The 12,486-nt window shown below is 71.4% G+C and carries 8 protein-coding genes; 2 read left to right on the top strand and 6 right to left on the bottom strand.

Annotated features, from left to right (window positions below):
- Positions 1–130 precede the first annotated feature (130 nt).
- A complete protein-coding gene (locus tag AB0I18_RS02055; RefSeq protein ID WP_363103410.1) occupies positions 131–868 on the top strand; it encodes an SDR family oxidoreductase in 738 nt (245 codons plus the stop codon).
- Between the two features lie 256 nt (positions 869–1,124).
- Here AB0I18_RS02055 and AB0I18_RS02050 read toward each other — a convergent pair whose 3' ends face one another.
- Positions 1,125–1,703, bottom strand: a complete 579-nt coding sequence (locus AB0I18_RS02050) for a TetR family transcriptional regulator (protein WP_363103409.1) — start codon at positions 1,701–1,703, stop codon at positions 1,125–1,127.
- A 160-nt stretch (positions 1,704–1,863) separates the two neighbouring features.
- Between AB0I18_RS02050 and AB0I18_RS02045 the strand changes: the two genes are divergently transcribed.
- A complete protein-coding gene (locus AB0I18_RS02045; protein ID WP_363103408.1) occupies positions 1,864–4,191 on the top strand; it encodes an MFS transporter in 2,328 nt (775 codons plus the stop codon).
- 284 nt (positions 4,192–4,475) lie between these two features.
- Here the strand turns inward: AB0I18_RS02045 and AB0I18_RS02040 are convergent, their stop codons facing one another.
- The 5 genes from AB0I18_RS02040 to AB0I18_RS02020 form a co-directional block, all read right to left on the bottom strand.
- Positions 4,476–7,550, bottom strand: a complete 3,075-nt coding sequence (locus tag AB0I18_RS02040) for a BTAD domain-containing putative transcriptional regulator (RefSeq protein WP_363103407.1) — start codon at positions 7,548–7,550, stop codon at positions 4,476–4,478.
- Between the two features lie 79 nt (positions 7,551–7,629).
- Positions 7,630–8,355 carry a siderophore-interacting protein gene (locus AB0I18_RS02035; RefSeq protein ID WP_363103406.1) on the bottom strand — a complete coding sequence of 242 codons (726 nt, stop codon included), beginning with the start codon at positions 8,353–8,355 and terminating at the stop codon, positions 7,630–7,632.
- Between the two features lie 4 nt (positions 8,356–8,359).
- Positions 8,360–8,785 (bottom strand): helix-turn-helix domain-containing protein, encoded by a 426-nt coding sequence (locus AB0I18_RS02030; RefSeq protein WP_363103405.1) that lies wholly within the window; start codon positions 8,783–8,785, stop codon positions 8,360–8,362.
- 150 nt (positions 8,786–8,935) lie between these two features.
- On the bottom strand, positions 8,936–10,471 hold the full coding sequence (locus tag AB0I18_RS02025) for an MFS transporter (protein WP_363103404.1): 1,536 nt from the start codon (positions 10,469–10,471) through the stop codon (positions 8,936–8,938).
- 325 nt (positions 10,472–10,796) lie between these two features.
- A complete protein-coding gene (locus tag AB0I18_RS02020; protein WP_363103403.1) occupies positions 10,797–12,302 on the bottom strand; it encodes an FAD-dependent monooxygenase in 1,506 nt (501 codons plus the stop codon).
- Between the last annotated feature and the right edge of the window lie 184 nt (positions 12,303–12,486).

The following is a 12,486-nucleotide window of genomic DNA, read 5'->3' as shown; positions in this document are numbered from 1 at the left end:
GTGGGGGCCTGCGGCCATTTTGCCATCTCCGCAAAGAGCTTTGCCCTCCGGCGAAGGGGCGGGTGAAGTCGTGCACACGCTGCGTCCTCGCAGCGGCAGCGGCAGCGACGCACAAGCAAGGAGAACCTCAGTGAAGACCGACCTGACCGGCTCGACCGCCCTCGTGACCGGGGCCACCGCCGGCATCGGCCGTGCCACCGCGCTCGCCCTCGCCGAACACGGCGCCGCGATCGTCGTGCACGGCCGTGACCCGGAGCGAGGAGCTGATGCCGTCGCCCGCATCGACGCCCTCGGCGGCACAGCCCGCTTCGAGTCCGCCGACCTGTCCGACCCAGCCGATGTACGCCGTCTGGCGGCCGCTGTCGGCGAGATCGACATCCTGGTCAACAATGCCGGAATCTTCCGGTTCGGCAGCACTGTCGACACCGACGACGCCGCCTTCGACGCGCATGTCGACATCAACCTGCGCGCCCCGTTCCTGCTGGTGCAGGCCCTCGTCCCGGCCATGGCGGCCCGCGGCCGCGGCGCGGTGGTCAACGTCAGCAGTGGCGCCGCGGCCGTCCCCGGCCGGGGCAGCGGCATCTACGGAGCCTCCAAGGCCGCACTCGAATCGCTGACCCGGGTGTGGGCCGCCGAGTTCGGCCCCGCCGGCGTCCGGGTCAACACCGTCGCCGCCGGGCCGACCCGCACCGAAGGCACCGCCGTGTTCGGTGACCAGTTCGAGGCGGTCGGGCAGCTCACCGCGCTGCGGCGCCTCGTGGACGCCGACGAGATCGCGAACACGATCGTCTTCCTCGCCTCCCCCGCGGCCGGCTACGTCAACGGCACGGTCCTGACCGCCCTGGGTGGCACTCCCGCCGTCGGCTGATCCCCAACATCCGTCAGCCACCTGGACGAGGCGCTGGAGCCCCTGAGACTGCCCGGCAACGTCGTACCGTCGTCGGCCCGAGCCGGAGCCCGCCCCGGCCGCCGCCCCACGAGCCGTCGGCCGGCGTCACTGCGCCTGGGCGAATCACCCTGAGTGACATGACAGCCGGAGGCGCGACCCACGGCTGACCGGCTGACAGTTCGTCACGGCTCTTACGCTCACGGGTCGCGGCGGAGCCGTGGGCGCACGGCAGACCTCAGCGAAATCCTTCACGGGTCATGGTGATGGCCCGGTGGATGAGCGGCACGAAGTCCGTGTCGCGGTGGTCGAGGGCCTCCTGGCCGGCGACGCGGAGAGCGGCGAGGAAGACCGCCGCGAGGACCCGGGCGCGCAGCGGGTCGGCCGGCTCGGTGGGGAGGCGGTGCGCGAGCGCCCCGGCCAGGCCCTGCTCGGCGGCGGCGTGGACGGCGGCCATCTCCGTGAGCAGCGCGGGGTGGCGGCGCAGTTCCCGGTACCGCTCCACCTCGGGTTCGGCATCGCGTTCGGCGACGAGTTCCTCGACGGCGCGGGTGAACGCGGTCACCGGGGTTTCCCGCTCGGGGCGGGCACGGACGAGTTCGAGCAGGCGTGTCATGCGCGCCCTGTCGCGGTACAGCAGCGCTTGTTCCTTGCTGGCGAAGTAGTTGGAGAAGGTACGCCGGGAGACGGTGGCGGCGTCGGCGATGGCCTCGACCGTCAGGTGCTCGATGCCGTGCTCGACGGCGAGGCGCACGGCGGCGGCGTGCAGCGCCCGCCGGGTCGCCGCCTTCTTGCGTTCGCGCAGGCCGGTAGTCATCGCCGGTGAGCATAACGCGGAGAGACCGTAATTTCCCCATGGGAAAACTTGCCCACTGGGAATGTTTTCTGTGAGGCTGGGCGACACCGGTGGGCACCCCGGGCCCCGCGACGGCCGGGCGGCCTCCGGCAGTCCCGAACTCCCTACGGAGGCCCCGGCCATGTCCCATGCCCTTTCCCGATCCGCCACCGACGGGGAGCCCGCGGCGCCGCGGGCGAACACCGTCGTGGCGGTGCTGGCCTTCGGCGGGATCGTGGTCGCGCTGATGCAGACCCTGGTCATCCCGATCGTCCCGGAGCTGCCCCAGCTGCTGAACGCCCCGGCGTCGGACACCGCCTGGGCCGTCACCGCCACGCTGCTCGCCGCCGCCGTCGCCACCCCGGTGATGGGCCGGCTGGGAGACATGTACGGCAAACGCCGCATGCTCCTGATCAGCCTGGTCATGCTGGTCGCCGGATCGGTGACGGCCGCCCTGAGCGACACCCTGGTCCCGATGATCGTCGGGCGGGCGCTGCAGGGCCTGGCCTCCGGTGTCATCCCGCTCGGCATCAGCATCATGCGCGACGAACTGCCCGCCGAACGCCTCGGCTCCGCCACCGCCCTGATGAGCGCCTCGCTCGGCGTCGGCGGCGCGCTCGGCCTGCCCGCCGCCGCGCTCATCGCCGACAACTTCGACTGGCACATGCTGTTCTGGAGCTCGGCCGCCCTGGGCACCGTCGCCCTGGTGTTCGTGCTGATCCTCGTCCCGGAATCCAAGGTGCGCACCGGCGGCCGCTTCGACCTGATCGGCGCCATCGGCATGGCGACCGGCCTGATCTGCCTGCTGCTGGCCATCTCCAAGGGCGGCGACTGGGGCTGGACCAGCACCAGCATCCTCGGCCTGTTCGCGGCGGCCGTCGTCGTCCTGCTCGCCTGGGGCTTCTTCGAACTGCGCACCGCGCAGCCGCTGGTGGACCTGCGCACCACTGCCCGCCGGCAGGTGCTGTTCACCAACCTCGCCTCCATCTCGGTCGGCTTCTCGATGTTCGCGATGTCCCTGGTCATCCCGCAGCTCCTGCAGATGCCCGAGGCGACCGGCTACGGCCTGGGCCAGTCACTGCTCGCCGCCGGGCTGGTCATGGCCCCGTCCGGTCTGGTGATGATGGCCACCGCCCCCATCTCCGCCGCCGTCTCCAAGGCCAAGGGGCCGAAGATCACCCTGATGATCGGCGCCCTGGTCGTGTCCGGCGGCTACGGCCTGAACATCGCACTGATGGACGAGGTCTGGCAGTTCGTGCTGGTCTCCTGTGTCATCGGCGTCGGCATCGGCTTCACCTACGGTTCGATGCCCTCGCTCATCATGGGCGCCGTGCCCCCGTCCGAGACGGGCGCCGCCAACAGCCTCAACACCCTGATGCGCTCGCTCGGCACCTCGGTCGCCAGCGCCGTGGCCGGCGTCATTCTGGCCCAGATGACCACTCCCTTCGGCTCCATCGCACTCCCCTCCAAGGACGGCTTCCGCACCGTCCTGGCCATCGGCGCCGGCGCCGGCCTGCTCGCCTTCGCCCTCGCCGCGTTCATCCCGCGCCAACGCCCGGCCACCCCCGCGATGCAGGCGCGCGAGCCCGCCTCCCCGGCCCTCGACGCCGGGCCGATCACGACCCCCGCCTTGGAGAAGGCACCGGTCACCGCCGCGCCGCGCCGTCCTGCAGAGCTGGCGCCAGTGGCGTCAGCGGCCGCCAGGACGAGCGGCATACCGGTCGGCGGTCGCGTCCGCGGCGCGGAGAGTACGCCCGTGGATGGCGCCGCGGTGACGCTCGTCACGCTGGAGGGACGGCAGTTGGGCCGTGCCGTCGCGCAGGTCGACGGCACCTACGCGGTGGACGTACCGGGCGCGGGTTCGTACGTCCTGATCGCCTCCGCGGACGGCTTCCAGCCGCAGGCCTCGACGGTCGTCGTCGGTGACACACCGGTGTCGTACGACATCCTGCTGAGCGGCACGAGCGGCCTGGCCGGTGCGGTGCGGTCCGCGGACAGCGGGGCGCCGGTCGCCGCGGCCGTCGTCATCGTGACCGACGTCCGCGGCGACGTCCTGGCCGCCGGACAGACCGACGCGCTGGGCGAGTTCGCGGTCGCCGACCTGGTGCCGGGGACGGTCACCCTCGCGGTCAACTCCCCCAAGCACCGGCCGCGCGCCCTGCCCGTGGAGATCGGCGGCACGGGCATCACCCGGATCGAGGTCGAGCTACGGCCCGGGGCACAGGTACGGGGCACGGTCCTCGGAGCGGGAACTCCGTTGAGCGACGCGCGCGTCACGCTGGTCGACGCCGCGGGCAACGTGGTCGCCACGACGACGACCGGTTCCGACGGGGCGTACGCCTTCTCCGACCTGGACAGCGGGGCGTACACGGTCATCGCGGCCGGCTACCCGCCGCGCGCGACGGGAGTGAGCGTCTCGGGCGGCGGCATCGACGACCACGACATCGAACTCGCCCACGCGGGCGAGTAGTTCAGCGGAGGACCGGGCAGACACGCGTCTGCAAGCCTCGTTCAGGACCGGTCGAGCAGGTGCGCGGGATCGCGTACGAGTACCTGCTCGGCGTCCTCCTGCCGGGGCGGCCGGGTCCGGGGTTCGGCCCTCGGATGGGCGCGTCGACTGCCACCGTTGCGCGGAACCAGCGCGCCGGGAACGGGTGGTGGCCGGCGGACAGCTGTGAGCGAGCGCCCCAGAGCTTCCCCTCCCCGGCGGACAGCGCGGTCGGCGCGACGGGAAGCGCTTCGTCCGTACCTCCGTCACCGCTGCAGTTGCTGCAGCAACTTGCGCGTACTGGGAGAGGGCGCGGCGTCGATCCGGGCCAGCGCCGCCTCGCAGCCCAGAAACGCCGCGAGGACGCCGTCGTCGTCACCCAGCGCGTTCGCCGCGCGCATCCGTACCCGCCAGGCCACCTCGCGGAGCGGGTCGACCGCGGTCACCCGGTCGCACAGGCGGACGGCGTCGCCGTACTGGTGCAGTCGCAGGGCGAGTTCGGCCGCCGAGGAGAGTGCGTCGGCGGCTTGTTGGGACAGGGCCGATCGCCGTTCCTCCACCCATTGCGAGGTGCGGTCCGGCAGATAGTCGCCCTCGTTACGGGCGAGCACCTCCTCGATCGCCGCCAGCCTTGCCCGGCCGGCCAGCCGGTGTGCCTGCGCCAGGTCGGCTGCCATCAGCAGCGACTGGCAGCCCTGCGCCAGCGATTCGGCGAGAGCCAGCCTGTTCTGCTCGACGACGAGGCGCAGTTGCGGCGGCAGTGCCAGATTCAGCTGATGGACAGCCTGTCGCAGGTAGGCGCGGGTGGAACGGTCGTCGCGTGCGAACAAGGCCTCCAGCACGTCCCGGCGATCGGCGGCGCGCCCGGGCCGGCTGCTCAGGTAGGAGAGCAGTTCCAGGCTCTTGCTGATGCGCAGGCGGACCTCGGCACCGTCGACGACCAGAGCGTGTCGTCCGAACTCCTCGACCGTCACCGCCGGCATGCGCTCCGTGACCTGGATGTTCACTCCCTGCGCGGCGAGCGCCCGGCCGACCGCGTGCCACGGGGTGTCCGCATCGGCCTCCGCGTCGATGCGCCGTGAGGCGACCGCGGGGAACTCGGTGAGGATCTGGAGCAGGATGTGGTGGGAGCCCTGGCGGCCCGCCACCCAGAGGGCCAGGTCGGCCGCCCGGTCGGCCTCGTCCTCGTGGCCGGCCCGCCACTCCGCCTCCGCCAGGAGCACGGCGGCGACGGGCAGTTCCAGGAAGAGGCCGCCGGCGTTCAGGAGCGGCACGGCGTCGCGCAGGCAGTCGAGTGCGGCGGCATCGGCGCCGTCGCGCAGCAGAAGCCAGCCCCGCCAGGCACGGGCCTTCGCCCTGGGCTGCAGCGCCTGTTCGATGAGCGGTTCGTTCTCCAACTCGTCGAGGAGTGCCATGGACGCCGCGGGGTCGCGGCGGTCCAGGATTCTGAGCCTGACGAGCCCTTCCGTGAAGCCGAGATACCAGGCCTGCGCCCCGGTGGTGAGGGCGAGCTTGCGGCCCTCCTCGATGGCCGCGATCGCCTCGGCGGGGCGCCCGGCGTCCAGCAGGAGTTCCGGCACGACCGCGTGCAGGCTCAGGGAGTTGGAGAGCGAGCCGCGGGTCCGTTCGTACAGCTCCAGGGCCCGGCGGGTCTGGCCCTGCGCGCGCAGCGCCGCGATCTGCCACGGGGTGGCCAACGACGTGCCCCAGTGCGACGGCAGGGAGACGTCAAGGTCGCTCAGATGGCCGAACCAGTACTTCGCGAACAGCACGCACGCGTCGAACGGCCCGCCGGTCAACTCCGGTGGCGCGTCGGTGCGATAGGCGGGATACATGGTCCCCAGTGAGTAGCGCACAGCGGCCACCTCCCTGCCGGGGTCGGCCAGCCGCAGGATCTCCTCCACATCCCAGGGGCGGCCGCACTGGGCGTAGCAGTAGACCATCAGCGCCGCCGCCCGTTCGGATTCCTCGGCGACCTCGTCGCGGACACCGGACTCCAGGAGCCCGTCGGCGATGGCCACTCCGCCCCGGTAGTCGTCCCGGGCCCAGGCCAGCATGAGCCGTGCCGTGGTCAGTTCCGTGGGCTCGGGGCCAAGGGACTCGGGGCCGAAGGACTCGGGGCCGGGAGCCTCGTGACCGGCAGGACCGAATGCCTCCAGCCAGCGCTCGGCCACGGGAAGGTCGAGCCGCTCGATCACCTGACGGATCACGCGCGCCGCGCAGACGCGTGCCTCGGCGACCTCGCCGGCCTGCAGCAGGACCTCGGTGGCCTCCTCGTCATGCCCCTCGCCGGCCAGCAGCCTGCCGTGTGCCCGGCGGATCCGGCGCAGCCCCGCGTCGTCGCGCCGTTCGAGCTGCGCCAGCAGGAACTCCCGCAGCCGTGGGTGGCAGCGCATCGTGCGCCCGTCCGGCGACCAGACGACCGGCAGCCGGACCGAGCGCAGTGACCGCATGCGCTTCGCGGGCATGACCGGCCCGAGCGCCCGGGCGCGTTCGGCCGTCACCGCGTCGAGGACCGAGGTCGTCACGAGGAAGTCCCGGTCCGCGCGGGGCAGTTCGCCGAGGATCCGGGAGGCGATGTAACCGTGCAGCGGGTCGGCCTCGCCGCCGACGACCGTGGTGTGCTCCTCGGAGCGCCAGGCCTCGAACAGCACACCGGTGACCCAGCCGCCCGTCGCCGACACCGCCTCGGCCGCGTCGATCGTGACCTTGTCGTTGAGCCGCAGTGCGTCGGCCGCCTCCTCGACGGTGAAAGCGAGGTCTTCTTCGCGCAGACACGCCACCGATGTCGGGTCGATCTCCCGGTGAACCGTCGGCGGGATGTCACGCCGACTGGCGAGGACCACCCGCGCCGTGCGCGGAAGATAGCGCAGGAACGAGCCGAGCACCTCCCATCCGCCGCCCGACACCCCGAGGCGTTCGAGGTTGTCCAGCACGAGCACCAGCGGGTGACCCCTGAGGGACTCGGCGAGCAGCCCGGCGGACTCCGCGTGCTGGATGCCCGCGCGCAGCGCACGGGTCGCCACCCGGTGAGCGGTCGGTACGTGCTGCGCCAAGGCGTCTTCGAGATAGGCGAGCAGGCGTCCCGGCCGGGTGTCGGTCGCGTCGACCGACAGCCACGCCACCGGGTGGGGCAGGTGCGTCGTCGCCTGGCGGACGGCGATGGTCTTGCCGGCGCCCGCCGTCGCCAGTACGAGCACCACCTGCCGCCGCTCGATGAGCGCGCCGAGGGCTCGGTCGAGCCTCGGCCGCGGGACCAGACGTTCGGGCACGTCCGGAACCGAGATCTTGTGCCGGATCAGACCCACGGCGTCCGGCACGGTCTGTCGGAGCTCGTCCATGTCACCTAACCACTCGGGGTCTCACCAGGACGAACCGCGACGAGCTGGATTCTCGTCGGGGGCGGGGGCGCGCAGCCGGTCACAGACCCACCTTGCCCGTCGCCCAGTACGGCTGGGTGTAGATGGCGGACCGGTGCAGACCGTACCGGTCACGGACCAGGTTGCGGGCGAGCTGGATCGTCTGCCCGTGACCGGACAGGTAGGCGTACGTGACCTCCCCGGGCGGGGCACCCTCCAGCCAGGACAGCACCGTCTCCCCCGGCTGTTCGGTCTGCGGGAGGACCTCCACTCCGGGCAACAGGTCCCGCACCAGGGGTACGTCCCACGGGGGCACCTCCACCACGCCGCGCACCCTGGCCCGGTGGCCCAGCCAGCGGATCATCGAGTACCAGAGGCCCACCGTGGTGCCGTCGCCGCACACGAACACGGTGCCCGGCTCGGCACGCGCCCGGAAGCTCCGGGTCGCCTCCAGCCCCATCGCGCTGACCGGGTCGCCGGCGGTCAGGCCGTCCAGCCATGTCTCACCCGGCGAGAACGAGCCCGCGGCACCGGCGTCATGCCGGTAGAACAGGATCGACATCCGCCCCGCCTCGGCGTCGAACGAGTCCGGTGTGTACCGCCGGAACTCGGTCGCCGAGACCAGGAACGTGGTCACCTGGCACGGCTCCCACGCACGCCCTCGCAAACCCTCGCCGGCCAGATGCACGCGCCGGAACGACGGCGACAGGTCTTCCACCCCGGTCACCGTGCACTGCGTACCCCGAGCGTCGACCATCCGGGCAAAGGGTGCGGGCAGTCTGGGCATTCGGTCACTCCTTGAAGATGGGAACGTGGTCTGGTGTGCCGGTCGCCGGGAGGTGGTCACGCGCCCACACGGTCAGGGCGGCCAGGGGGATGAGGAGCGCGTTCCCGTGAGGTGTGAGGCTGTAGTAGGTGCGGGACGGCGGACCTGGCTGGACGGTCGGGGTGAGGAGGCCGGCCGTGGCCAGTTCCTGAAGGCGGTCGGCGAGTGTGCGGTCGCTGATGCCGGGGACGCTCTCGCACAACTGGGCCGAGTCGGCCGGTCCTTGGGCCAGGGCAGCGATGATCAGGCCGGTCCAGGGTTTGCCCAGTAGGGCGAAGGCGTGGGTGAGGGCGGGGATGGGTCGGGCCGGGAAAAGATGGGCCGGGAGGGGCCGGCCCGGCTGTGGGGTTTCGGACCAGGGCGTCGGCTGAGCGCGCTGTGGGGTGGTCATGGTGTGTGTCCGCTCCAGTACGGCGCGAGGTGTCGCGGTGCGACGCCTCGCGACGTACGTCGTCGTGGCCGTGTCGGGGGTCGGCCCCTGCGGCGGGGCCGCGCCCGTGCCGGTGCGGCCCACGTGGACGGGGCCGCACCCTCGGTGGGGTCAGCCCATGTGGACGGGCGCCGCACCCTCGACGTGCGCCTGCTTCTTGGCGTTGATGGCGAGGATGGTGACGGATGAACCGGCCAGGAACATGGCGCCCGCGGCGACGAAGGCCATGGTGTAGCCGTGGGTCAGTGCCTCTCCCGCCCTCGCCACCAGGGCCATGTCGTGGGTCTTGAAGCCCTGGAAGAGGGCTCCGGCCGCCTCGGGCAGCTTGTCGTCTGCCGCGGAGGTGGAGATCGTCGACAGGACCGCGAGACCCAGCGCGCCGCCGATCTGCTGAGCGGTGTTGAGCAGGGCGGAGGCGATGCCGGTGTCCTGGTGGCTGACGCGGCTGACCGCGCCCAGTGTCAACGGCACGAAGCCCGTACCCATGCCGAGCCCGGTGACGACCATCGCCGGCATGATGTGCCCGGCATAGGAGGAGTCCGGCGCCAGCGTGGCGAACCAGAACATGCCCGCGGCCGCCACCAGCAGCCCCGGTCCGGCGATCATGCGGGGACCGACGTGCGTGACCAGCTTGGAGCTGACCGCTGCCGCGATGCCCATACCGAGGCTGAAGGGCACGTAGGCGAAGCCGGTCTTCACCGGGCTGTAGCCCAGGATCAGCTGCATGTACAGGGTCAGGAAGTAGAAGGTGGCGAACAGACCCGCGCCCAGGAACAGCATGGCGGCGTAACTGCCCGAGCGGTTGCGGTCCTTGAACAGGTGCAGCGGCATCATCGGGTCCGGGACGCGGGACTGGAGGACCAGGAACACCGCGAGCAGTACGACGGCCGCCGCGAAGGAGGCCAGGGTCAGACCGTTGGTCCAGCCGTGCTCGCCGCCGCGGGTGATGCCGTAGACCAGGGCGATCAGACCGCCGGTGCCGGTGATGGCGCCGGGCACGTCGAGACGGCCGGGGTGACGTTCGGCCTCGACGAGGGTGCGGGTGCCGACGAGGACGGCCAGGCCGATGGGAATGTTGACGAAGAACACCCAGCGCCAGTCGAGGAAGTCGGTGAGAACGCCGCCGAGCAGCAGGCCGACCGTGGCGCCGACCCCGGACATGGCCGCGTACACGCCCATCGCCGAGTTGCGGGGCTTGCCCTCGGGGAACGTCGTGGTGATCAGGGCCAGCGCGCTGGGTGCGGCGAGCGCGGCGCCGACGCCCTGGAGGACACGGGCGCCGATCAACAGGGCCTCGTTCGGGGCGAGTCCGCCCAGCAGTGAGGCGAGAGTGAAGACGGCGATGCCCACCTGGAACATCCGCCTGCGCCCGAACAGGTCGCCGGCCTTGCCGCCGAGCAGCAGCAGGCCGCCGAAGGCGAGCGCGTAGGAGTTGACGATCCAGGCGAGGTTGGCGTCGGTCACGCCCAGGTCGGTCTGGATGTTCGGCAGGGCGATGTTGGTGATGGTCGCGTCGAGGACCACCATCAACTGGGCGGTGGCGATCACGAAGAGGGCCAGACCCAGATGCCCTCGGCCGCCGGGGGAAGCCCCGGACGCGTCGGCACCCGGCTGCGCGGGGGCGGTGGTCGCACTGTCGGCAGACAAGGAAGAGCTCCAAAGAGTGGTGAAGGGCGCGGGAAAAGCTTTTCCCGAGTAAGGAATAAACCCGGAATGTCAAATTCGCTTGATGGGCAACGTGAGGGAATTGCGGAGCGCGGACCGCTCGGGATGAAAATGGAGCCTACCCCTGCGGACGCCACTGCTGACGACCATGAAGGGCTCCTCGTTATGTGATTGTTCTCAGACTTGACGGATCGAGTCGACGTATGAGCATAAGGGCCGAGAAAAACAATGGGTTTCAGGGAAGCAACTCGGCCGAAATGTCAAATCAGGAATTCGCTCACGGAATTCAAGACCGTCAGGCGATGCGTCAGGCGGGGGTGCCGAACCACGTGGCCAGGGCCGTTTCGAGGTCCTTGTCCGGAGCTGCCCAGCAGACGTAGCCGTCCGGGCGGACCAGCAGTGCGTCGGCGCCCTCGCCGGGAAGCGGGATCTCCGGCAGCAGGACCACATCGACACGGTCGGCCCAGGGGCGGGCCGCGTCGGCGAGCGCTGGGTCCGTGGTCAGCAGGAGGCCGTGGCCTCCGTGCTGCAGATCGCTGACCCAGCGGCCGTCCGCCAGTTCGACGTCCGGCATGGGGGCACCCAGCAGCTCATGGGAGGACCCGGCGTCGGCGCCGGCCACCGGATAGCGCATGTCGAGGCCGGAGATCATGCCCGCGAGGTGGCGGTTCACCTCGGGCAGGGCCATGAGGTCGACCAGGAGCGTGCGCAGCGCGGCCACCGCCGGGTTCATCACCCCGAACATGATCATGCCCTGGCCCCTGGTGTTCTCCAGCACGCCTTCGGCCACCGGATGCCGCTCGGCGTGGTAGCTGTCCAGCAGGCCCGCCGGGGCTCGGCCGCGGACTTCGGCCGCCAGCTTCCAGCCGAGGTTCATCGCGTCCTGGATGCCGATGTTCATCCCCTGGCCGCCGGCCGGCACGTGGATGTGCGCGGCGTCCCCGGCGAGCAGGACCCGGTCGACCCGGTACCGGTCGACCATCCGCGAGGCGTCGGTGAACCGGGTGGCCGAGCGCACCTCCGCGATCTCGACCTCGTCGCCGTAGAACTCCCGCACGTCGGCCTCGAGTTCCTCCCGTGACACCGGGGCGTCCCGGGTCTCCGGGCGGGCGCCCGGAACGCTGACCAGCCAGTACAGGCCGGGCTCCGCCAACGGGAGCAGGGTGACCAGGCGCCCGGCCGATCCGGAGCGGGCGAACAGTTCCACCGTGGAGGTCCACTCGGTCGGCACCGCGTCCGAGGTCCGGCCCAGCAACACGTCGGCCACGACGCCGTAGGCATTCGCGTCGGTGCCGGGGAAGCCGACCCCGAGCAGCTTGCGGACGACGCTCCGGCCGCCGTCGCAGCCGACCAGGTACGCGGCACGCAGTGTGTGTTCGTCGCCGTCCGGGCCGCGCACGGTCGCCGTGACGCCCGCGTCGTCCTGGGTGAAGTCGAGCAGCTCGTGCCCGTAGCGGACGCGGCCCCGGTACTCGGCGAAACGCTCTTCGAGCACCTCCTCGACCTTCCCCTGCGGGACGCAGACCTGGTAGGGGTGCCGGGTCCGCAGGCGGTCGTAGGCGAGCGGCACGTGCAGCCCGGCGAAGTGCCCGTCGGCAAGGGTGGCGAGGGCACGCTGCTTCGCGCCCTCGATCAGGCCGCGCATGTGGAGCAATTCGGCGCTGCGCGGCTGCAGGTTCAACGCCTTCGACTGGCCGCTGCGCTCGGACAGCTTCTCCAGCACGACCACGTCGACGCCCGCGAGCGCCAGCTCATTGGCGAGCGTCAGCCCGGTCGGGCCACTGCCGACCACCACGACCTCGGTCTTCTCCATAACCCACGTCTCCTTGACACCGTAAATTCATGTGCACCGGGTCATTCCGGAAATCCGCCGAAGGCGTTTGCCACGACTTCTCGATTCCGGCACAGGAAAGGAAGGCAAGCGGTCGCTCAGAGCACCGACCGGCCTTGAGATCACGGCCGCTTTGGACGGTCCGGAGATCTCTTTCCCCGTCATC

The organism is Streptomyces sp. NPDC050704 (genome assembly GCF_040654355.1).
GTDB lineage: Bacteria > Actinomycetota > Actinomycetes > Streptomycetales > Streptomycetaceae > Streptomyces.
This window is presented reverse-complemented; position numbering and strand designations above follow the sequence as displayed.

What these genes read in the sequence shown, in the direction of transcription:
- AB0I18_RS02050 (WP_363103409.1), bottom strand. Translation starts at nt 1,703, where the DNA reads ATGACTACCGGCCTGCGCGAACGCAAGAAGGCGGCGACCCGGCGGGCG.
- AB0I18_RS02045 (WP_363103408.1), top strand. Translation starts at nt 1,864, where the DNA reads ATGTCCCATGCCCTTTCCCGATCCGCCACCGACGGGGAGCCCGCGGCG.
- AB0I18_RS02040 (WP_363103407.1), bottom strand. Translation starts at nt 7,550, where the DNA reads ATGGACGAGCTCCGACAGACCGTGCCGGACGCCGTGGGTCTGATCCGG.
- AB0I18_RS02035 (WP_363103406.1), bottom strand. Translation starts at nt 8,355, where the DNA reads ATGCCCAGACTGCCCGCACCCTTTGCCCGGATGGTCGACGCTCGGGGT.
- AB0I18_RS02030 (WP_363103405.1), bottom strand. Translation starts at nt 8,785, where the DNA reads ATGACCACCCCACAGCGCGCTCAGCCGACGCCCTGGTCCGAAACCCCA.
- AB0I18_RS02020 (WP_363103403.1), bottom strand. Translation starts at nt 12,302, where the DNA reads ATGGAGAAGACCGAGGTCGTGGTGGTCGGCAGTGGCCCGACCGGGCTG.